This is a genomic window from Exiguobacterium sp. s121 (genome assembly GCF_018617245.1).
Lineage (GTDB): Bacteria > Bacillota > Bacilli > Exiguobacteriales > Exiguobacteriaceae > Exiguobacterium > Exiguobacterium profundum.
This window is the reverse complement of sequence record NZ_JACSJV010000001.1, coordinates 970,719-992,189: the sequence shown is the minus strand read 5'-3', so window position 1 is coordinate 992,189 and position 21,471 is coordinate 970,719. Positions and strand designations below refer to the sequence as shown.

The window sequence follows — 21,471 nt, the reverse complement described above, 5'->3', positions numbered from 1 at the left end:
ACAATCTTTTTTTATGCGAAGAACGGATTTGTCCGCTTTTCTTCTTCTAGTGTCGTCTGAGGACCGTGCCCCGAGTATAGTGTCGTCTCATCAGGAAGGAGCTGCTTCATCCGATCGATGGATCCCATTAATGTCGACTGGTTTCCACCAAACAGGTCTGTCCGTCCGACGGATTGCTTAAAGATCAAGTCGCCACAAAAGGCGATTCTTTCATCATTCATATACAATACGACACTCCCTGGGGAATGACCTGGTGTATGATAGATTCGAAATACGATGTTCCCAATTTCCAATACATCGCCTTCGTATGTTTTTTCTGCCGGTTTCATTGAAGGCATCGGCAAGTTGAACGCAGAAGCGCCATTCTTTTCGCCATCTGTCAGCCAATCCGCTTCTAAGCGGTGTACATAGACTGGCACCTGGTAACGTTCACGGAGCGCATCGATTCCTCCGATATGATCGAAGTGCGCATGAGTTAACAGGACGGCGGATAGTGTACCGAAACGTTCGATTGTATCGAAGAACCTCGGGTCATCCGTTCCGGGGTCAATGACGACGACAGTGCCGTCTTTTTCAATCACATAGCCGTTCTCTTGTGCCAAGCCAGACGTAATCTTTTTGATTTGCATAGGATTCATCCCCTTCTTATTCAAAACAATATTGTGGCAAAATTGTTTCGATGTCAACCTTTGCTCGACAGCGACTCTATAATCGGATAAAATAATAATGATATTTCAGTGAAATTTTTATGAATTTCATGACGTATAATTAAAGGGGGAACTCGTCATGCATTTGTATGAACCGTTTGGATGGATTTCCGTCATCGTCGCGATTGTGGCTATTTGGGGAATGCTTCGTTCATTCCAAAAACGCCAATTCTTTCCGCTCGTATTTGCAGGTTTAACTGTACTCGTATTCGGATTCTTTGGTGTCGCCACGTTGATCTACGGTGGAATTCCAGGTTAATGATTCGCATACGCAATCATCAAGCGACTTCGGTCGCTTTTTTTATGTCTTTCTATACGTTCATTCCCTCTACATAAAACGGACCAAATCACTATGTGACTTGGTCCGTACTTATTATTCTTCAGTTTGTTCTTTGAAACGGAGTAAGTCGGAGTAAATCAAATCATCGTTCATTTGCAAGATTTTTTCCGCTTCTTCCGTCATCGGACCACATAACGATGTGTCTTCGACAACTTCACCAGAAGTCGCGTTATAACATGTCGACTGTGTCCAAACATATTCATCCGTCACGACCGTTCCATCGCGGAAAATCGCGCGGCTGTTTCGATTTTCAGAGAATAAGTCGTTTCCGAATCCAATCGTATCTGACGTGTCGATTCCAAGTAAGTGCAAGATGGTCGGTTTCATGTCGACATGACTACCGATCGTCTCATGCACTTCCCCTTCTTTCTGGTCAGGTAAGTGAATGGCAAACGGAACTTGTTGCAACTTCGCCACGTCGAATGGTGTCAACTCATCTTTGCCGAGTAGTTCGGCCATCGCACTGTTGTGGTTCGTCGAAATTCCGTAATGGTCACCGTAGACGACAAAGATTGTATCTTCCCACATCCCGTTCTCTTTCAACTGGTCGATGAAGAGACCGAGTGCGTAATCTTGATAAGCTAGTGCTTGCGGGAAGTTGTTCAACGTAGTTGAGCTCGTTTCAAATTTTGGTACAAGCTCATAGTCTTCACTTGGCATCGTGTACGGGAAGTGGTTCGTCAATGTGATGAACTTCGCGTAGTACGGTTCAGGCAATTCTTGAAGCATTGGAATAGATTGTTCGAAGAAACTATCGTCTAAGAGACCCCATTCTGTCATGTCTTCAGGATTCCCGAGGTCATAACTCTTTTCATCAAAGAATTGATCGACCCCAATATTTTTGTACATTTGATCGCGGTTCCAGAACGATTTGTTATTCGCATGGAACACGGCTGAGTAATAATTTTCGTCCTTGACCAACTCAGGGAGCGCTTGATATTCATTATCGGCGTTCGTAAAGTATACAGCACCACGCGGGAGTCCATATAGTGAGTTATCGAGTGCGAACTCAGCATCAGAAGTCTTCCCTTGACCGACTGTATGGTAGTAGTTCGGCCAGTAGTGAGACTCTTCAATCAGTTTGTTCAAGTTCGGCGTGATGTACTCTCCATTCGGCGCCTTCATGTTGTGAGTAAAATTCTGCGCAGATTCGAATGAAACCACGATGACATTTTTCCCTTTATATTTTCCGAATAAATCCGGATTCGGCGCCGCATAGTTTTGACGGGTGAATTGTTCAATCGTTGCGAGTTCTGATTCATCCGCCATCGCTTTTTGAGCCGATGTTTTTGTCTGAAGCATCGCATCATACACATGGAAGTTAAATGTTCCGATGTTTTTCACTAACAGTTCACGGTCAAATGAGCGAGTCAATAATTCAGGTCGTTCCGTTTCTGCCAACGAAAGGTTGAACAAGAAGACAGAGACCGCTACAACGAACGTGACGAGCGCACGTCGATGTGAAGCCGTATTCTCTTTCAAGTTCATTCGCCATAAGATAAACGGAAGGATAAACACATCACCAAGGATGATTAAATCTTTCCATTCAAGAAGCGAAGTGAATGATGTCGATAACGTCTCCATGTTCGATGGTTGCATGATGACAGGCATTGTCAAATAGTCCGTGAATTCCCGATAATACACGGCGTCCGCAAACAAGATAAACGATGCAATCGCATAGAGCGTGTAGAGCACCCATTTTTGTTTGTTTCCTTTAAAGAAGAAATGGAAGGCAAACAAGAATAGTGTCGAACTGATCGGGCTAATCAGTAAGATAAAAGCTTGTGCGGTGTTTTCAATCGGAATGTTGAAGAAAAATTGATAGACGATATACGTCTTCGTCCAAAGCAATAACGTAAAAATCCAAAATAGACGATATTCTTGAAACGAAGCGCGGACCGTGTCGTTCAGTCTCGTCGATAGCTTCGAAAAGCGTTGAGATGAATTCATCTGACGGTCTCCTCCTCTTTTCAGTTTTCGGCATGTTTTAGTTGCCATTCTTTTTTATATTTGTTCATTCATTGTACAATTCGGATTGAATAGTACACGTCCAGTATCAAGTCCAAATCTTACCCCTTTTTTAATAAAAAATCAACTGTGACGTTACAAATTTTACAATATCCCATACCCTTTCCCACAAAAAAACACGCCTGCAATGTGCAGACGCGTCCGTTTCATACCCGTGTCGGAAGGAAGTGTTTCCGTGCCAGCCACGCACATCCAATCACACCGGCATCGTTTTCAAGTTCAGCGATTTTGAATGTTGTCGACTCGTAAACGCGCTCGAGCGCAAACCGTTTGAACTGTGCATCAAGCGGATCCAATAACGCGTCGCCAGCTTTTGAGACACCTCCACCGATGACAATCATTTTCGGGTTGAGCGTGTTCGCGATGTTCGAGATGGTCAAGCCGAGGTATTCAGTCATCTCGTCAATGACTTCTGTGGCGATCGAGTCACCGGCTTTATATGCTTCAAACACGTCACGTGCTGTCACTTCTTTCAACTCGTTTAATGAAGTATCTTGATTCTTACGCTTCTGTAATGCCAGACGTGAGATGCCGGTCGCCGAAGCAATCGTCTCGATACACCCGAGGCGCCCACAACCACACTTCACAGCTTTCGACTCGTCTCGTTCCACGGTAATATGCCCGATTTCTCCAGCCATTCCTGCCGTCCCATGAACGATATTCCCGTTCGTGATCACGCCACCACCGACACCTGTACCGAGCGTGATCGCCAATAATTCTGAAGCCCCTTCGCCCGCGCCCTTCCACATCTCACCAAGGGCCGCGGCGTTCGCATCATTTTCGAGCACGGCCGGAAGACCGACTGCTTTTTCGAACTCACTCACGAGAGCAAAATCTTTCCACCCGATGTTCGGAGAATATTCGACAACTCCTTCTGAGAAGTTGACGAAGCCTGGTGCCCCGATTCCCGCACCCGCAAAGTCTTCTTTCTTCTTACCTGATGTTTGTAAGTATGTTTCAAAAGAAGCTGCGATGTCTTTTGGAATATGTACACCATTCTCTCGAATATCCGTTTTGACTTCCCACTTATCCGAAATGATGCCGTTCATGTCTAAAACAGCCATCTTCACCGTCGTACCACCGATGTCGATACCTAATAACCATTTCATACCGTTCACTCCTCATCTCAACTAAATCGCTTTCATTGAATAGTGTACACTATTATCCCCTTAGTGCAACCCTTTGCACTAAGGGGATTTCTGTCAATCTGTTGAATTTTTTAATTCGTGGGTCAAAATGATTTTGGCCGTATCATACACACGTTGTTCGATGATGCCCCCTTCATACAATTCGTCGAGTTCCATCATCATGAGTGAGATTTCAGCATCCCGTTCTCCGATATAAATAATGGTACCGAACGATTTTAAAAACTGTTGGACATCATAAAAGTTTTTCATGCTTCTTCCTCCATCGTCGATTGTACATAACGATTTAACAATTCTCGTGTTGCTTCCATTGATGACACATGCGTTCGCTCATAACTATGGCTCGATTCGATTCCTGGCCCAACCAAAGCATGTCGCACATCATACCCTGCTCGAATCGCTGCCGAAGCATCTGAACCATAATACGGGTAAATATCTACCTTATATGCGATCTCATGAGTTTTACACAACGACGTGAACTTCCGTCGTAATCCGATATCATACGGTCCGGACGAATCCTTGGCACAAATCGAGACTGTATACTCATCCGAATGCTGTCCATCCCCAAGCGCGCCCATATCAACGGCAATGTATTCTACGACGTCTTCCGGGATACCCGCGTTTCCTCCAAATCCGACCTCTTCATAATTCGAAATCAAGAAATGAACGGTATGCGGTAAGTCATAACGGACCAAGTCTTTCGCAAGGTCCAATAGAATGGCGACAGAAGCCTTATCATCCAAGTGACGTGATTTCACGTATCCTGAAGATGTCACTCGAAAGCGAGGATCGAATGAAACGAAGTCTCCGATTTCAATCCCTAATTCTGTCACGTCTTCACGAGAATGTACTTTTGCATCCAATCGGACTTCGATGTTTGATGCAGATCGCTCCGCTGAGTTCGTGTCTTTATAGACGTGAACACTCGACTGATGAATCAAGATTGTGCCTTCAATCGCCTCTCCTTCTTCTCGGTGGACGAGGCAGTTCTCTCCTTCAATCGCCGTCCATGCATATCCTCCTACTTGAGTCAAACGGAGACGCCCGCTCGGTAAGATGTCTTTGACCATCGCACCAAGAGTGTCCACGTGTGCCGTCAACAGACGTGCCTTGCCAGAGCGACCTGAAAACGTTGCCAGTAGTGCCCCTTTATGTAGACGTGACGTCTTGACACCCAGTGCATTCAATTCTTGCTCAGCGAAACGGATGACCTCTTCCGTCATACCGGAAGGACTCGGGATGTTAACGAGTGTTTTTAATGTTTCAATCATTGAATTCTCCCCTTACCAAAATCCGTACCCGACGAATAGTCCAAACAGCGAGATGGTGAGTACGGAAAATAAGATTCGTTGTACGCGGTTCTTCTCATCCGGCAGCCCGACGACTCCAGAAACGACAAAACCACCAATCAGACCACCCGCATGTGCGAAATGATCAAGACCTGCACCTAATACAAAGGCAAGTCCTACATTTAATCCTAACATAATAAAGAGCGGAGGTCCGAGCGTCTTCATGAAGAGAGAACGATCACGTAACCCAAAATATAAGAGCGCACCGACCAAACCAAATAGCGCTCCTGAAGCGCCTGCTGATATCGATTCGCTGAATGCAAACGATGCGGATGTCGCTAATATTCCACTTAGCAGATAGATGATTAAAAATCGTATGGAGCCATACATCCGTTCAACGAGCGGACCGAGCGACCAGAGTGCAAACATATTAATCGCAAAGTGGAACCAACCAATATGCAGGAACATCGGTGTAATCAAACGCCACCATTCCCCTTGTTCAATCAACGGGTTCACTTTGGCCCCGAATGCGATTAACGTGTTTGGATCAAGAGTCGAACCGACCGATTCCGCTAACCACATGACTAAAAAAGTGATGAACAGTAGCCCATATACCACTTGTGGTTTCCCAAAGGAAAATCGTTTCTTCAGCTCTGCTTTCTTTTTTCGGTCGAGGGAGACCGCTAGCATTCGGAACCGGTCCTCTTCCATAGTCGGTGTGCAAATCGAACGAGACAATGTCACTTTCGCAGGGATTTGGAACGTCAACGAGTCCACACGCTCTTCATCCACAAGGCGCTCGCCATAGACATGAATGGTCAATCGCTTCCGCCCGATACGAGATAAGCGAAATGCGTTCAAAATCGCGTCTATATCCGTCCCAACATGATTCGCCCATGCTTTTTCAGTCTGAATGAACAAATCATACCGATCACCTGCTTTTGTATCGAACAAGATGACCGCACGGGAGGGTTCGAGTATGCCTTCAATTCGCCCACCGTTTTCGACCTTTCGATATATATCTTCCCAAAAACAAGTTGTCGCCAACGAAACCCCTCCTCTCTCTCAATTCTATTGTAAATCACGAGACGACAGACGACCAAACGATGATTCGTTCTATATGTACAAAAACCCGTAACCATATGGCTACGGGTTTTAAAAGGATGGAGATTACAAGACAGGTTCCATCGTTTTCATGAGTACGTTCGCAGAATGTTGCATTTTCTCATGCTCTTCTTGTGACAACTCAATCTCAACGACTTCACGAACGCCTTGACGGTTGATAATCGCTGGTACACCGATATGGATATCGTGCAATCCATACTCACCATCAAGATGGGCACCGACTGTCAACAACGTATTCTCGTTACGAAGGACAGCCTTGACCAACCGAAGGAGACCGAGTCCAATCGCATAGTACGTCGCACCTTTACGTTCAATGATATGATATGCTGCGTCACGAACGTTGACATAAATGTCTTCAAGGTCTTCCCAACTATACTCATCATGCTCTTCAAGTAGTTGCTCGACCGATTTTCCATATATACGAGCGTTGCTCCAGGCAGCAAACTCAGTATCACCATGCTCACCCATAATGTAGGCGTGACAGTTACGCGGGTCGACGTTGAAATAGTCTCCGAGCATGTAACGCAAGCGAGACGTATCAAGCACTGTTCCTGAACCAAAGACACGATGTTTCGGAAGACCAGAATATTTCCATGCGAGATGTGTCATGATGTCGACCGGGTTTGAAGCAATAATGATAATTCCGTCAAAACCAGAGTCCATGATGTCTGAAATCATAGATTTCATAATCTTCGCATTTTTTTCAACGAGATCAAGACGTGTTTCACCTGGACGCTGTGGTGCGCCAGCCGTGATGACTACGATGTCAGCGACGCCACAATCCGAATAGTCCCCTGCCCAGACGCGCATTGGTGATGAAGCGAATGAAACCCCATGGTTCAAGTCCATCGCTTCTCCTTCTGCCTTGGCTTTATTAATATCGATGATGACAAGTTCTTCACATAGACTAGCTGTCGTCAACTGGTAAGCAAAACTCGCACCTACTGCCCCTGCCCCTACAAGTGCGACTCGTGTTACTTTAGCATGATTTAATGTTTCCATAATGATTCTCCACCCTTCAAACAATCTGTTTCATGTTTTTGTTATCTCTGTTACAAATAGATTGTAACATCATTCACAAACTCTAACTACAGCGGAAACCGTTTTCACTTTGGCGATATTGTGACAATATTCACATTCATTTGGAACACCTTCATTTTCTGTACTACCCTCATCCAAACACAAAAAAACAAATCATCGTCGCCCCACAAACCGAAAGAAAATTTACCGCATCATTTCCGAGAAAACGCCATCCCGACACGTATGTCGTCGGCACGTCGTGATGTATTTTTTGCTCGGTCAACTTTCCACAAACAGCACAACGAAACGTTCGTTGGACGGTCGCACCAAGTAGCGTATCAATCATACTACCAGTTAATCCAATCACCCATAATAAAAGAAGAAGCGTGATGCTTAAGTCAATGAAAACAAGAGAGGATATGACAATCAACATTGCACCAAACATCGACATGACGGTACCGAATGTCGAGACGGCCCCACTCGTTCCCGGTTCGACTCGCTTAAAGGTAAACATGAACCGAGGTTTCCGCTTCGAGAGGACACCAAATTCAGATCCCCACGTATCGCTCGTCGCTGCCGCGATGGACACGACATACATATAGAGGTAGACTGGATCATTTGTAAACTGATAACCGAGTGCACATAAAATCCCGACCCCACCGTTAGCCAACACTTGCATGGCATCACGAGCCCCCGTCTTCTCGACAATCTCATCTACTCCTTCTTTATCGCGAGAGCGATATTTCGAAGCGAGAGAAGAAGTCGAAAAAAACACCCCAAGCAAGTATAGACCGAACCATCCGAAGGAGAATCCAATCACCGTACCGGTCACTATCGTCAACAGTGCCCCAGAACGAGTCAACGAGCGTAACCGATAACCGAGATAGGCGACGAAACAAGTTACAGCGAATATGGCGAACACTGAATCATCTCCTTCTCTGTCACGATCCATTGAACGGGTAGGTCGTGCGGCTCAGTTGGTACATGATCGACAATCTGAACGGTATATGCCAAAGCAAGCGTTCTACCGTTATAGGTTTTTAAAAAGCGATCATAATAGCCCCCACCCCAACCGATGCGATAACCGGTTCGATCGAAAACACGCCCCGGAACAAGACAAAGGTCGATCACTTGCGTAGTCGCTGGAGTGGTCGGCTCTAAAATATTCATGACTCCCTCTTCCAAATCATCAAATGAATGAATGATGTGAAACGTAAGTCCCCGCTCCGTTACTTTCGGGACGCAGACCGTTTTTCCTTCTTTAAAGGCCATATGAATAATCGGGGACGTATCAATTTCTAGAGGGAGTGACAACGTTAGCGCGATTGTTTGACTTTCAATCCATAAGTCCGAGGCAAATAATGATTGGTGAATGACTTCGTCCGCATGATGTCGATCCGCCATTTGTTTGATGTATTGATGAATCGTGCGCCGGAGCGCTGTTTTCTCTTCCACAACGTATTCCTCCTTACAAAAAAAGCCGCCACATATGTGACGGCCGGTCCCTCATTACTTCACTTCGCGGTAAAGCGTGTGACGACGGAGACGTGGGTTGTATTTGCGCAACTCGAGGCGCTCAGGGTTGTTACGTTTGTTTTTCTTCGTGATGTACGTGCGATCGCCTGTTTCTGTGCAAGCTAATGTAATTTTAACGCGCATTTCTTTCACTCCCATCTTAATGATGTTGTATCAAGTGCTTTTGCTTTACAGTCTAAGCATACTCAATTATCCTACCAAGTTTCTTGTGAAAAAGCAAGGTTATTTCACGTTCTTTTTCATTGATTCCTGTCCATACGGAGAAGTCTCAAGAGGTAGGCATGTGTTGACGTTCTCACTCACGTTATACCATTGTTTCAGGTCGTGAATCGAGATCTCTTCACCGACATAAACGCGTTCTGATGCAGAAAACACGCTGTTTTCGATTCGATGGATTGCATCGAACAAACCACCGTGACCATGCGGATTGCGAGTCGCTTCAAAGGACAACATAGTTGAGTATAACGGAATCGCAAGGGATTGCGCAAGTTCTCTTGCAGCAGGAATTGTCATCCAATCGAAGTGATGGATCACTTTGAAGGAAACACGTTTCGAAAGTTCATGTACTAGTTTTACATAGGCGATATTTTGTGTAGCCACCTGGTTCATAACATGCTCTAAAAATGGGCTAGTTGGGCGAACACGATACACATGTATGTTTCCTTGACGTTCATACTCAGGCAACTCGTCATGATATGGCGTTAATACATAGACGACTTCGCCATCGTCCGCTCTCGCCTCGATTTCATCGACGACCCGTCTTCCGAGTCCCCCTACGATATGACCGTGATATTCAGGCGTGAGTACTAAAATAGCTGATTTTTCATCTTCGCGCTCGATTGTCACATAGTAATCGTGAGGAGATAAGAACGAATCAATATCGATGTCTTCGTCTTGAAGGAATGGATATGCAGCATAATGATCATGTAGCAACTGCTCCGATACTCCATCCTGATAGAGTGCCGTTTCAAGTTCTGCAAAGAGTCGTGTGTGTTCACGGAACCGTTCGGCGGCATATTGCGCCGTCGTTTGCCCATCCAAGATGAACGCCCAGTCACTCGACACAGCCAATACGTAATGACGGATTAATTGTTTCAAGGCGCGATTCGTCGCTTCCGATTGATTACGATAGTCCGCCACATCTTTTACGAGTTGCATCTCCATCATGTGCAAATGACGAAGCATCCACTCATTTCTTTCGTTAATCCAAACTTCACCATAACCTTTACGTCCCCATGTATTCATCGACACGTGGACCGTCTGTAAATCTTTAAAGTGACGTTCAAGGAAGAGCGCTGGCGTGATGGTTTCAATTCCAAATTCAGCAAGTCTCTCTGCTACTTTCCCAAGAAACTCTGGCCCCTCAAACCACCAGTGACCGAACAGCTCCGCATCGAACGGAGCCGTGACTAAAAATGGTGGGAATGTCTGAGCACAGTGCGCTTCAAGATGTGATTCTAACGTTTTGGCAAAATCGGTCGCATGGTTTTCAATTTGATGTTCCGCCCATTCGCGCACGTAGAAATCCTTTTGATCCGTATCACCCGTAATCCGGTGCATTTTTAAACCCGTATCAAAACGAATTCCTTCCGGATGCATGAAGGACTGGATATAGTCCCAGTCCCGATCGTATGCCAAATCTCGGTAAAACTCACGATAATCCGGATGGCCTGGATATCCGATCATCGAACTCCAAATTTTACCTGAGATGATTTGATCCCGAGGGAACAACGCGACGCCATGTGGTGAATAAACAGGGGCTCCAATTCCTTTCTCTGGCGTCGGATCTGCGTCGAGAAGAGCATGTTCATCGACAAATGTGTAGCGAATTCCTTCTTCATAAAGAATCCGATCAACTCCTGGTGTATAAGCACACTCTGGTAACCAGATGCCTGTTGGACGGAACCCATAATGACGTTCGAAACAGTTCAAACCTGTGCGAATCTCAGTGCGCGCCGCCTGTTCCGTGAAGAGATGTGGATTAAAGCCATGGGTTGCCGTACATGTCACCATGTCAATATAACCTGCCTCACGATATGTACGGAACGCCTCATTCAAATTTTTATTCCAATGAAGGAACGTATTTTTTAAATCGTGGTATCGTTGACGATAAAAATGTAACGTCGCTGTTTCTTCGTCTGTTCGGTCCTCAGACAATTCGAGGGCAATCAATTCGAGCATATCGTCTAAGTGCTCCACATAGCGATCCTGAATGAGAGAATCGGCAAGCATTTCAACGACAGGTGGGGAAATACTAACCGTCCAATGCAAGGGACGCTTCAAGCGATCGACTTGCCATAGAATCGGAAGATATGTCTCAGAGATGGCCTCGTAAACCCATCTTTCTTCTAAACGGTGTTTCTCTTCATGCCTAACGTACGGTAAATGAGCATGAAGGACGAGTGAAAAGTACCCAGGTTTCATAATAAAAAGTCCTCCTTAACGCACGAGTCGGTATGCTGCATATTTTGGTAACGTATCAAGTAGTTCTGGAGAATCAACTTCCCCGTATTGCCAACGTCGGACCGGTTCTGCGAATCGTCCGACTCCTACTGGTTCTGCCCGCGGCGTATCAAGCGGATTTGATGCGACGATTGGGAGAAACTCCCCTTCCATCGTCCGAATCCCAAATTCAAACACATATGTCGTATTCGGGTCGAGAGGGCGAACGAACCAGCTGTTCGTCATTTCAGGAAGATCGAATGTATAGGAGCGGTTTGCGTGACCGCTATTGTAATCAAGTAACGTAACATCAAGGATGCGAAACGCCTTCGGCAATTCTTCCCAGCGTCGCATAAATTGAAGCGCTAACGTTTCTTTCACGAGATCAGATACTTCCCAGCATACATACACTGAGTTTGGAGACTGTACGACAGCATGCATAAAGTCCACGTTGTACCGATCGGGTAGCTTCCAGTATCCTTCCGGACCCTTTTCAAGAAGTGGAGAAGTCGACACGTTGCCCGTCTCTTTCGCTGATGCCACTTGTTTGCGTGAGGTCGTCACCGACATCTTCGCTTTCTTCGTTTCACGCTTTTGTTTCACAGGGGCAACCGCCTCCACTTCCTGTTGCTGATTTCTCCATTTCCGCCATGCGTATTGGACTTTGCCAATCGGGACGTCTAATTCTGCCGCAATCTGTTTTAACGTAAGACCTTGTTGTTTCAAGGACACGATTTTCTCTTCCATCTCTATATGGCTCCCTTCATGTAAAAATCCATGTAGACTATTATTCGCTCCTTGAGTTTGTATTCCTGCCCCAAAAAATAAAGAACAACAGCACTGTTGTTCTTTACCACTAATCTTATTGATTCAAATCATAATGTTTTCCTTTTTCGAGAAAAATTAAATGTTCTCCGAAATTCGTCACATGATCGCCCATCCGCTCGAGGTATCGAGCGATGTTCGAGAATTCGTATACATCGTTCGTTCCAACCGTCATGGCCGGAAGAGAACCGATATATTGTTTAATCACCGTTAGATTGATGTCATCAATCACGCGGTCCATCTCATTGAGTTCACGAACACGGCTCACTTCACCTTTACGATAGGCACGTGTTGCCAGTTCAAGCATGTCAATCAACTGCTCGGCCATCTTCTTGAGCGGTTGGATGTCAAGCACATAAGGAACGTGCTCGATTCGTGTCACTGCTTTTGCGATGTTTGTCGCATAGTCCGCGATGCGTTCAAGGTCTGTCGCTGATTTCATCGTCACAATCAGACGTCGTAAGTCAGTCGCGACTGGTTGCTGTTTTGCAATCAATAGAATCGCTTCGTCATTGATTGTCAACTCCAACTCGTCTAACTCGTTATCGTTATCAATCACGGTTTTAGCCAATTCGAGATCATGTTTTTCCAACACTTCGATTGCCGTCGCCGTTTGGCGCATCGTCAAGTTTGCCAATCGAACAACTTTATCTTCTAATTCAGTCAACTTCGTATCAAAAAATGTGCGGTTTTGTGCCATCAATCCAGTCTCCTCCTTAACCGAAACGGCCAGAAATATAGTCTTCCGTCCGTTTGTCAGATGGATTCGAGAAAATCTTATCTGTTACATCGAACTCGACAACTTCTCCATTTAAGAAGAATGCCGTTTTATCCGAAACACGGGCAGCTTGTTGCATGTTATGTGTCACGATGATGATTGAATATTGTTCTTTCAGCTCTTGTACCAATTCTTCCACTTTCAATGTAGAAATCGGATCAAGGGCAGACGTCGGCTCGTCCATTAAGATGACATCCGGTTCAATCGCTAACGTACGCGCGATACAGAGACGTTGTTGTTGTCCACCTGAAAGTCCGTACGCATTCTCATTCAATCGATCTTTTACTTCATCCCAGATTGCCGCACCACGTAATGAACGCTCGACAATTTCATCGAGTACTTTCTTATTTTTGATTCCGTGCGTCCGCGGTCCGTATGCCACGTTGTCATAGACCGATTTTGGGAACGGGTTCGGTTGTTGAAATACCATCCCGACCGACGTACGCAAATCTTCCACCTTGTATCCGCGATCGAAGATGTTACGACCATGGTATAAAATTTCACCGTTCGTCCGAACCGATGGCACGAGTTCGACCATCCGATTTAACGTCTTGATGAACGTCGATTTTCCGCACCCAGATGGTCCGATAATCGCCGTGACTTCATTCTTTTTAATATCGAGGTTGACGTCAATCAAAGCCTGGTCTTCTCCGTACCACAAGTTCAAATTGTTGACGACATAGGCGCTATCTTTTTTCATCTCAGTCGTTGTCGGTTCTGTCGTAGTTGTGTTCACGTTTTGATCTCCTTTGTTGAGCTCTTGTTGTTTCATCATCTCGAGCTTCCTCCTCATTCATCTGCAAAAAAGACTTAGTGTCGATTTGTATATTTGTTTCGAATATAGATTGCAACCGAGTTCATCGCGATGAGCATCGTCATAAGTACGATGATCCCTGCTGCCGCTAAGTTTTGGAACTCTGCTTGTGGTCGGCTCGTCCAGTTGTAAATCTGGATCGGGAGGGCCGTGAAGTCAGAGAAAATGTTACTCGGTGTCGTTGAAATGAATGTTGCCGCTCCGACCATGATGAGTGGAGCCGTTTCACCAATTGCACGAGAAACCGCTAGGATAATCCCCGTGATGATCCCTGGTAACGCCGAAGGTAACACGACGTTAAATGTCGTCTGCCACTTCGATGCCCCAAGCGCTAGCGAAGCGTGTCGTAATTCCATTTTGACTGCTCGTAGCGCTTCCTGTGAGGCCACGATGACAATCGGCAAACTCATGAGACCGAGCGTCAAGGCACCGGCCATAATCGAGTTCCCTAATTCCATGACTCGGACGAAAATCGTCAATCCAAGCAATCCGAATACGATTGACGGAACGCCAGCCAAGTTCGAAATATTGACTTCAATAAATGAAGTCATGCGATTTTTCGGAGCATATTCCTCCAAGTAAATCGCTGCTCCAACACCGATGACAAAAACCATCGGCACGATCAATAGCATGAGCCATAATGACCCAATCAACGCAGGATATAATCCAGCCTGTTCAGGACGGCGCGACGGGAAGTTGCGCAAGAAATCGAGGTCGACCCATCCTGCACCTTTTGACACGATGTCATAAATCAACGTCGATAAGACGACGAGTGCAAAGACGAGTCCCGCCAAAAAGATGTACTTAAATATTTCATTCAATTGTAAACGTCGTTTAATTCGTTGAGACACGGTCTCACGATTCATCAAGTTCTTCGTATTCTTGAACTCACTGTTCGGTAAAGCCATATTAGTACTCCTCTCTGAAGCGGCGCGTCACCCAGTTTGCGAATAGGTTCATCAATAGGGTAAAGACGAACAACAACGCACCGACCGCATAGATACTGTAATATTCGATTGTGCCGTAACCTGCATCACCTTTTGCGATTTGAACGATATATGCTGTCATCGTCTGAATCGCATTGAGCGGGTTGAACTCGAAGTTCGGCTGCGAACCACCAGCAATCGTTACAATCATCGTCTCACCAATCGCACGGCTCATACCGAGAACGATAGAGGCGATGATCCCAGACGTCGCAGCAGGCATGACAACTTTCGTCGCCACTTCAAGACGTGTCGCACCTAAACCGAGCGCACCGTCCCGAATTTTCTTCGGAACAGCACTCATTGCATCCTCAGAAATCGAGGCAATCATCGGAATAATCATAATCCCGACGACAATCCCTGGGCTGAGTGCATTGTAAATTTGAAGTCCTGGGATGAGTGCTTGCAGAATCGGTGTAATGAATGACAAGGCGAAGAAACCGAATACGATGGTCGGCACACCGGCCAACACTTCTAGAATTGGTTTCAATACACGTCGTGCCCGTTCAGAGGCGTATTCACTTAAATAAATCGCAGACGCCAAACCGAGTGGGACGGCTACAATCATCGCAATCACAGTAATTTGGAGTGTTCCCATGACAAGGGCCCATACCCCGAAGCGCTGATCTGCACTAAGTGGGTACCATTCTGTCGATCCTAAAAATTCTGCGACAGGGACTCGTTCAAAGAACTTGAATAGCTCAAAGCCTAGTGTGAACGCAATACCAATGGTCGTGACGACCGATACGAATGCGCTCAAGAATAATAAGAACGGCATGATTTTATCAAACACGTTCGTCGTACTATATTTCTTTTGTTTATTTTGTTGAATCATCTCTCGAATCGAAAGCTTATTGTTCGGTTCATTCATCTCGTGTATCGCTCCCTACCTCTTCATACTAGAAAGCATGGCGAGAAGGCGAGACCGTGTCTCACCTTCTGCCACCTATCATCTTATTCTCCAGCGATTTCGTCGATCATCTTCATGTTTTCGTCGTAACGCGCTTGTTCCATACCGACATATCCTACTTCTTCAGAGAGCGCACCTGCGTTTTCGTTCATGAAGCGTGCGAATTCTGCAACTTGCTCTTTGTCTTTCAACGAAGCGTTGTTGACGTACGTGTAGATTTCACGTGAGAGTGGATAAGAAAGATCATTGATTGTTTCTGGAGTTGGCTCTACACCCTCGACTGCCATGGCACGAAGCGTGTCTTGGTTTTCGATGTAGTATGCATATCCGAAGAATCCGATTGCACCTTCCGTTCCAGCTACACCCGTGACGAGGACGTTGTCATCCTCTGACAATTGTGCGTCTTCACGAATGTCCGTATCGTCAAGAACGGCTTCATTGAAGAAGTCAAATGTACCTGAGTCTTTACCTGGTGCGAAGAATGAAATCTCCTCATCTGGCCAGTCAGAGCGAACGTCTTTCCATGTTTTTACGCTTGTGTCCGTCCACATCTTATTCAATTCTTCAATCGTGATATCTTGTGCCCAATCGTTCGCTGGGTTTACAACGAGCGAAAGTCCATCAAGTGCAACCGAGAGTTGCGTGAATTCCACACCGTTTTTCTCAGCTTCGGCTGCTTCTTCTTCTTTGATTTCACGTGATGCGTTCGAGAAGTCTGTCTCTCCCGTCACGAAACGTTTGAAGCCACCACCCGTACCAGAGACACCGACTGTCACTTCAACTTCTGGTTGTTCAGCTGAAAATTCTTCTGCGACTGCTTCCATGATTGGGAATACAGTTGATGATCCATCCATGACCACTTTTCCTGAGAGCGCATCGCCGCCTTCAGCAGCGCCACCTTCTTCATTGTTCCCACAAGCAGCACCTACGAGTGCGACTGAAGTGATTGAAGCGAGTAAAGCTGATTTTTTCATCCAAGACATTTGTGACGTCCTCCTTGAGTTTGCTTTGATTTTTGTTGTGGATTTGTTGTTCTGTCCTACAATTAATATCCTAATGAACTTCTATTAACGAGAAATAAACGGAACGTAAAAGAATTGTAAAGACAAAAAAAGAAGTCACCGAAGTGACTTCTTTTACTGAAGCATTGCATTGACGTCTTCTAGATTAAAGTAAGCTTTCATGATGTCGTGCGCGACACGCGTATTGATTCCTTCCGCCTCAAGTCCAGGCATGATGATCGCCCAAGCGATTTCCGGATCATCGAACGGTGCCCAACCGACATGGTTTGAGTTCAATGTCTTAATCGGTTCTCCGTTCGCATTTCGTTTCGCCTGACCATCTGCCCCTTCCGCGATTGCTTGAGCAGTTCCGGTTTTACCTGCAGCCGTCATACCGGTCTCCTGTAAAATGCGAGACGAACCGGACGCAGATTCAACCCCTTGACGATATCCTTCACGGACACGTTGAATGTATTCATCCTGGATATCGACTTTATTCAACGCATTCGGTTGGAACGTGCTCACGACTTGCTTATTGTTCTCATCAAGCGAACCCGGCTCAATGATTTCTTTCAGCAAGTGTGGTTGTACACGATAGCCACCGTTCGCCAATGCTGACGTATATTGCGCCAATTGAATCGGAGTATAAGAAATATACTGTCCGATCGACATATCCATTAGAAGCGTGACGCGGTCCGGGATGCTACGGAATCCGGTCGACTCAAACGGCAAGTCGATCCCTGTTTCGATTCCGAGACCGAATTGTTTATAGTAGTGTTCCATCGTTTCGAACGCCTGCGTGACATTTTCCCCGACAATTTGACCTGTCGAGTAATAATCAGCCAGACGCAAAGCAATTTGGAACATATAGATATTCGATGACATCGCGAGTGCATCTAAGTCGTTGATGTTCCCCATATTCCGGTAGGAAGCTTTCACTGACGAACCAATCCGAATCGGAGCATCATAAATATATTCTCCCGGTTTCACGACACCTTCTTCGAATCCATAGGCGACCGTCGCCCCTTTGATGGTTGATCCGATTTGGCTGGCGCGAAGAACCGTTCCGGTCGATACATCCTTGAATTCGTTCGTTTCCAAATCGAGTTCTTGTCCAGATAAGGCGAGCAATTCACCCGTTTGTGGATTCATGACGACAGCGAATGCTCGGTCGAAATGAGGACTTCCAGAGCGCCCTGCGCGAATCGCCTTTTTCAAGATCTCATCGATTTCTTTTTGGAACTCGATGTCGGTCGATAAGACGATGTCTTTCCCTGGATTCCCACTCACTCGTGTCGGTTCACCGACCGGCTCCCCTTTATACGTCGTGAACACATCATAGGCCGGCGTTCCCCGAAGGACGTCTTCATACTGTTGTTCCAAGTAGGAGGTACCAACCCGGTCGTTCAACCCGTAACCCTTCGCCTGATAAGATGCACGTTGTTCCGCCGGAATTTGACGATAACTTCCTAGGAAACTCTTGAACGTCTCATCATACGGATAATCCCGTTGATAGTAAGGTTCGACACTCACTCCAGGCAACTGCTCTAAGTTCTCTTCGATGACCGCCATCTCTTTCGGGCTTGCACCGATTTTGATGACCTGTGGGTCGAGTGCATAGCCACTCTCCATATTGTGTTTAATGGCGATGATTTCTTCTGTCGCATCATCAAACGTGATCTCTTCTTCGGTGATTGAATCAAGCAAGAGCCGGTCCACGTCTTGGTTAGACAATGCGGCTCGCTCCTCTTCCGATAATTCTTCCAATAACGCTTGAGTCCGTTCTTGCGCCAATTCCGGATTCGTTGCAATCCAGTAATCCTTTCGGTCTCGCTCCGTCATTTTACGGTCTTCTTTTGGAATGTCGACGATTTCCGCCAATTTTTTCGCGACGTCTAAACGTTCATCCGTCTTTGTCACTTGAGAGCGGCGATACATGACCGAGTAGTTTGAAATCGTATCCGCCAGCACTTGACCGTTCCGGTCGTAGATTTTACCTCGCGGCACTTCATATTTGATTTTACTCGACTCCGTTTTCTGTACTTCCCGAGCAATCAGTTCACCATTCACGATTTGTACGACACCCAATCGAAAAATGAGGGTCGCAAATAGAATGAAGACGATGAAAAATAGTAAATTTAAGCGTAACGGTAAGTGGTTTCGCCGTTTTTTCGGCACTTTTACCCGATTTTTTGCCAAGTCCGTTTACTCCCTCCACGTTCATTTCCTTCTATATTATAGAGGACAGGAATCCCTGTCGTTTTGTCCGAATTTCACTATATCATAATTTGTTTACAAATTAATGAAAACCACAAAAAAACCCGAGATTCGTATAAGAACCCCGGGTAAGACCAGTTTATTTTGCGTCAGCGTATAATTTCGCCACATAATCCCAATCGATGACATGGAAGAATGCGTTGATATAGTCAGGACGACGATTTTGGTAGTTCAAGTAGTAAGCATGTTCCCATACATCAAGACCGAGGATTGGCGTAACACCTTCCATGATTGGTGAGTCTTGGTTTGGTGTAGACGTGACTTCGAGTTTCCCGTTCTTCACGACGAGCCAAGCCCATCCTGAACCGAAACGAGTCGTTGCAGCTTTCGTGAATTCGTCTTTGAACGCATCAAAGCTACCGAACGACTCATCGATTGCAGCAGCGAGATCGCCAGACGGTGTGCCGTTCTCATTTTTCTTCAAGAGCTTCCAGAAGAACGAGTGGTTCCAATGACCGCCACCGTTGTTGCGGACAGCTGTTTGAATGTCAGCAGGAAGCGAATCGATTTTTTGAAGCAAGTCTTCGAGTGAAGAGTACTCCACATCTTTTCCTTCGAGTGCATTGTTTACGTTTGTGACGTAAGTGTTGTGGTGTTTCGTGTGGTGGATTTCCATCGTGCGTGCATCAATGTGTGGTTCGAGTGCATCATATGCGTAATCAAGTTGTGGTAATTCAAATTTAGCCATTACTAAAATCCCCCTTAAAAGTGTTTTGAACAACGTTCGTCTTAAATGTAACAGATATGTGACGGTCGACTCAATTGTAATGCTTTATTCGACATCTTCTTCTGGCAATGCCCAAACTGAAATCGACCCCGCCGACACTTTAAATACCCCAAATCCTTCTTCATCAATCTCAATTCGATCATTCAATGTATTCGTTAAATCGACCCATGTTTCACCGGCACGTTCTTCCCCGACAAACATTCTCTTTTCAGATTCATCAGAAGTTGAAATGAGGACGGCACATCCGGAACGTTCGATTTCCTCCACACCTTTTCGTACCCACCCGATGACGTTTGCATCATCAAAGTAATCATCCTGCTCCCCGTACGCTTTCTCTCGGCGCGCATATAGGAGCGTATCAATGGCGAGCTTCATCCCATCAGTCGGGTGAGGACCGTCTATACCGTAGTAATCGCCATAGAAGACACATGGATAACCATCTTTACGAAGTAAGACAAGACCATAGGCGATTTGCTTGAACCAATCTTTCACCCATGACTCAAGCGCCTCCTCGGGTTGTGAATCGTGATTATCTACGAACGTCACGGAATGAAGCGGGTGTGACTGAACGAGCGTATCATCAAAAATGGTTCGCATGTCAAACGCGGCCCCTTCCTCCGAGGCTTGATGTAATTTGTAATGGAGCGGGACATCGAATAAATCGACATGGTAATCGATATTATCGAGAAATTCACGACAGGCATCAAGGTCAGATTTCCAAAACTCGCCGACAAAATAGAATTGGTCACCTTTCTCTTCCCGCATCGTCTGACTGAACTCTTTTACAAAGTCATAGTTGATGTGTTTAATGGCGTCAAGACGGAATCCATCACATTTCGTCTCCTCGATGAACCATTTCCCCCAATTCAACACTTCTTCACGCACATCGGGATGGTGGTAATCGATGTTCGCAAACATTAAATAGTCATAGACACCGAATTCATCGTCGACGTTATCATTCCATCTTTTGTTTTCTCCAACAATAAAGAAAATACCGGAACGATCAGTCGCCGCATCATAATCCGTTCCGTTAAAGTGCGTGAAGTCCCATTTGAATGAAGAGTATTTCCCATCACGAGCTTCGTAATCAAATTTTGTCCATCCCTCGATTTCGAACGCTTCATCTGAAAGGACTTTCGTACGGTCGTCGGGATCTACTTCTAACACTTCAAACTTCTCGGTCGCATCCGCCCCGGCTTTATGGTTCATGACGACATCCATATAAATCTGCATCCCGAGTTCTTGTTGGCAATAGGCTGTCGCTTCAAGTAGTTCTTTTTTCGTACCGTATTTCGTGGCAATCGATCCTTTTTGATCGAACTCACCCAAATCATATAAGTCATAGATTCCATAACCGGTATCTTGATCACTTTGCCCTTTTGTGACAGGTGGTAGCCAAAGTGCAGTGATTCCTGCTTTATTTAAGTCGGCTGCTCTCTCTTTTAGTCGCTTCCAATGCTTTTGATCTGCCTCGACATGCCATTCAAAAAATTGCATCATGGTGTGGTTTCGTTCCATTTTGTC

21 protein-coding genes are annotated in these 21,471 nt (G+C 45.7%); 1 reads left to right on the top strand and 20 read right to left on the bottom strand.

Going from position 1 to position 21,471, the window contains the following annotated elements; translation table 11 throughout:
- Window positions 1-11: 11 nt before the first annotated feature.
- Complete coding sequence (locus tag KOG47_RS05020) at window positions 12-629, bottom strand: MBL fold metallo-hydrolase (RefSeq protein WP_215243836.1); 618 nt, start codon at window positions 627-629, stop codon at window positions 12-14.
- A gap of 157 nt (window positions 630-786) precedes the next feature.
- Here KOG47_RS05020 and KOG47_RS05015 point away from each other — a divergent pair, with 157 nt between their 5' ends.
- Window positions 787-966 (top strand): DUF2759 domain-containing protein, encoded by a 180-nt coding sequence (locus KOG47_RS05015; protein ID WP_012726599.1) that lies wholly within the window; start codon window positions 787-789, stop codon window positions 964-966.
- Window positions 967-1,080: 114 nt separating this feature from the next.
- On the opposite strand, the gene KOG47_RS05010 is transcribed toward KOG47_RS05015, so the two are convergent.
- The 19 genes from KOG47_RS05010 to KOG47_RS04920 all read right to left on the bottom strand — a co-directional run bounded on the left by KOG47_RS05010 (window position 1,081) and on the right by KOG47_RS04920 (window position 21,465).
- Entirely contained in the window at window positions 1,081-2,997 is a 1,917-nt protein-coding gene (locus tag KOG47_RS05010) for an LTA synthase family protein (protein WP_159562472.1), read from the bottom strand.
- 224 nt (window positions 2,998-3,221) lie between these two features.
- A complete protein-coding gene (locus KOG47_RS05005; protein WP_215243835.1) occupies window positions 3,222-4,184 on the bottom strand; it encodes an ROK family glucokinase in 963 nt (320 codons plus the stop codon).
- A 93-nt stretch (window positions 4,185-4,277) separates the two neighbouring features.
- A complete protein-coding gene (locus tag KOG47_RS05000; RefSeq protein ID WP_012726602.1) occupies window positions 4,278-4,472 on the bottom strand; it encodes a YqgQ family protein in 195 nt (64 codons plus the stop codon).
- Window positions 4,469-5,491 carry a M42 family metallopeptidase gene (locus KOG47_RS04995; RefSeq protein WP_215243834.1) on the bottom strand — a complete coding sequence of 341 codons (1,023 nt, stop codon included), beginning with the start codon at window positions 5,489-5,491 and terminating at the stop codon, window positions 4,469-4,471. Before KOG47_RS04995 ends, KOG47_RS05000 begins: the two co-directional genes overlap by 4 nt.
- Before the next feature lie 12 nt (window positions 5,492-5,503).
- The gene (locus tag KOG47_RS04990) at window positions 5,504-6,556 is read right to left on the bottom strand and encodes a rhomboid family intramembrane serine protease (protein WP_215243833.1); all 1,053 of its coding nucleotides are present in this window, start codon (window positions 6,554-6,556) and stop codon (window positions 5,504-5,506) included.
- Window positions 6,557-6,679: 123 nt separating this feature from the next.
- Complete coding sequence (locus KOG47_RS04985) at window positions 6,680-7,636, bottom strand: L-lactate dehydrogenase (protein ID WP_012726605.1); 957 nt, start codon at window positions 7,634-7,636, stop codon at window positions 6,680-6,682.
- Window positions 7,637-7,805: 169 nt separating this feature from the next.
- On the bottom strand, window positions 7,806-8,576 hold the full coding sequence (locus tag KOG47_RS04980) for a DUF92 domain-containing protein (protein ID WP_214690758.1): 771 nt from the start codon (window positions 8,574-8,576) through the stop codon (window positions 7,806-7,808).
- Window positions 8,555-9,109 carry a 5-formyltetrahydrofolate cyclo-ligase gene (locus tag KOG47_RS04975; protein WP_214690757.1) on the bottom strand — a complete coding sequence of 185 codons (555 nt, stop codon included), beginning with the start codon at window positions 9,107-9,109 and terminating at the stop codon, window positions 8,555-8,557. Before KOG47_RS04975 ends, KOG47_RS04980 begins: the two co-directional genes overlap by 22 nt.
- 54 nt (window positions 9,110-9,163) lie before the next feature.
- Window positions 9,164-9,328 carry a 50S ribosomal protein L33 gene (rpmG, locus tag KOG47_RS04970; protein ID WP_255313299.1) on the bottom strand — a complete coding sequence of 55 codons (165 nt, stop codon included), beginning with the start codon at window positions 9,326-9,328 and terminating at the stop codon, window positions 9,164-9,166.
- A gap of 84 nt (window positions 9,329-9,412) precedes the next feature.
- Window positions 9,413-11,614 (bottom strand): 1,4-alpha-glucan branching protein domain-containing protein, encoded by a 2,202-nt coding sequence (locus KOG47_RS04965; RefSeq protein WP_215243832.1) that lies wholly within the window; start codon window positions 11,612-11,614, stop codon window positions 9,413-9,415.
- A 15-nt stretch (window positions 11,615-11,629) separates the two neighbouring features.
- Window positions 11,630-12,379: a DUF4912 domain-containing protein gene (locus tag KOG47_RS04960; RefSeq protein WP_215243831.1), complete on the bottom strand. Its 750-nt coding sequence runs from the start codon at window positions 12,377-12,379 to the stop codon at window positions 11,630-11,632.
- Window positions 12,380-12,494: 115 nt separating this feature from the next.
- Window positions 12,495-13,157, bottom strand: coding sequence for a phosphate signaling complex protein PhoU (gene phoU / locus KOG47_RS04955; RefSeq protein WP_012726611.1), 663 nt, complete (start codon window positions 13,155-13,157; stop codon window positions 12,495-12,497).
- A gap of 16 nt (window positions 13,158-13,173) precedes the next feature.
- Window positions 13,174-13,935: a phosphate ABC transporter ATP-binding protein PstB gene (pstB, locus tag KOG47_RS04950; protein ID WP_224862754.1), complete on the bottom strand. Its 762-nt coding sequence runs from the start codon at window positions 13,933-13,935 to the stop codon at window positions 13,174-13,176.
- Window positions 13,936-14,045: 110 nt separating this feature from the next.
- Window positions 14,046-14,957 (bottom strand): phosphate ABC transporter permease PstA, encoded by a 912-nt coding sequence (gene pstA, locus KOG47_RS04945; protein ID WP_012726613.1) that lies wholly within the window; start codon window positions 14,955-14,957, stop codon window positions 14,046-14,048.
- A 1-nt stretch (window position 14,958) separates the two neighbouring features.
- Window positions 14,959-15,903 carry a phosphate ABC transporter permease subunit PstC gene (pstC, locus tag KOG47_RS04940; protein WP_012726614.1) on the bottom strand — a complete coding sequence of 315 codons (945 nt, stop codon included), beginning with the start codon at window positions 15,901-15,903 and terminating at the stop codon, window positions 14,959-14,961.
- A gap of 83 nt (window positions 15,904-15,986) precedes the next feature.
- Complete coding sequence (locus tag KOG47_RS04935; RefSeq protein ID WP_196430860.1) at window positions 15,987-16,925, bottom strand: PstS family phosphate ABC transporter substrate-binding protein; 939 nt, start codon at window positions 16,923-16,925, stop codon at window positions 15,987-15,989.
- Window positions 16,926-17,078: 153 nt separating this feature from the next.
- The gene (locus tag KOG47_RS04930; RefSeq protein ID WP_214690753.1) at window positions 17,079-19,142 is read right to left on the bottom strand and encodes a peptidoglycan D,D-transpeptidase FtsI family protein; all 2,064 of its coding nucleotides are present in this window, start codon (window positions 19,140-19,142) and stop codon (window positions 17,079-17,081) included.
- A gap of 157 nt (window positions 19,143-19,299) precedes the next feature.
- Window positions 19,300-19,908: a superoxide dismutase gene (locus KOG47_RS04925; RefSeq protein WP_074033338.1), complete on the bottom strand. Its 609-nt coding sequence runs from the start codon at window positions 19,906-19,908 to the stop codon at window positions 19,300-19,302.
- A gap of 84 nt (window positions 19,909-19,992) precedes the next feature.
- Window positions 19,993-21,465, bottom strand: coding sequence for an alpha-amylase (locus KOG47_RS04920; RefSeq protein WP_196430863.1), 1,473 nt, complete (start codon window positions 21,463-21,465; stop codon window positions 19,993-19,995).
- Window positions 21,466-21,471: the final 6 nt, after the last annotated feature.

Coding starts and splice junctions, on each gene's coding strand:
- KOG47_RS05020 (WP_215243836.1), bottom strand. CDS start 629: ATGCAAATCAAAAAGATTACGTCTGGCTTGGCACAAGAGAACGGCTAT.
- KOG47_RS05015 (WP_012726599.1), top strand. CDS start 787: ATGCATTTGTATGAACCGTTTGGATGGATTTCCGTCATCGTCGCGATT.
- KOG47_RS05010 (WP_159562472.1), bottom strand. CDS start 2,997: ATGAATTCATCTCAACGCTTTTCGAAGCTATCGACGAGACTGAACGAC.
- KOG47_RS05005 (WP_215243835.1), bottom strand. CDS start 4,184: ATGAAATGGTTATTAGGTATCGACATCGGTGGTACGACGGTGAAGATG.
- KOG47_RS05000 (WP_012726602.1), bottom strand. CDS start 4,472: ATGAAAAACTTTTATGATGTCCAACAGTTTTTAAAATCGTTCGGTACC.
- KOG47_RS04995 (WP_215243834.1), bottom strand. CDS start 5,491: ATGATTGAAACATTAAAAACACTCGTTAACATCCCGAGTCCTTCCGGT.
- KOG47_RS04985 (WP_012726605.1), bottom strand. CDS start 7,636: ATGGAAACATTAAATCATGCTAAAGTAACACGAGTCGCACTTGTAGGG.
- rpmG (WP_255313299.1), bottom strand. CDS start 9,328: ATGGGAGTGAAAGAAATGCGCGTTAAAATTACATTAGCTTGCACAGAA.
- KOG47_RS04965 (WP_215243832.1), bottom strand. CDS start 11,614: ATGAAACCTGGGTACTTTTCACTCGTCCTTCATGCTCATTTACCGTAC.
- KOG47_RS04960 (WP_215243831.1), bottom strand. CDS start 12,379: ATGGAAGAGAAAATCGTGTCCTTGAAACAACAAGGTCTTACGTTAAAA.
- phoU (WP_012726611.1), bottom strand. CDS start 13,157: ATGGCACAAAACCGCACATTTTTTGATACGAAGTTGACTGAATTAGAA.
- pstB (WP_224862754.1), bottom strand. CDS start 13,935: ATGAAAAAAGATAGCGCCTATGTCGTCAACAATTTGAACTTGTGGTAC.
- pstA (WP_012726613.1), bottom strand. CDS start 14,957: ATGGCTTTACCGAACAGTGAGTTCAAGAATACGAAGAACTTGATGAAT.
- pstC (WP_012726614.1), bottom strand. CDS start 15,903: ATGAATGAACCGAACAATAAGCTTTCGATTCGAGAGATGATTCAACAA.
- KOG47_RS04935 (WP_196430860.1), bottom strand. CDS start 16,925: ATGTCTTGGATGAAAAAATCAGCTTTACTCGCTTCAATCACTTCAGTC.
- KOG47_RS04925 (WP_074033338.1), bottom strand. CDS start 19,908: ATGGCTAAATTTGAATTACCACAACTTGATTACGCATATGATGCACTC.
- KOG47_RS04920 (WP_196430863.1), bottom strand. CDS start 21,465: ATGGAACGAAACCACACCATGATGCAATTTTTTGAATGGCATGTCGAG.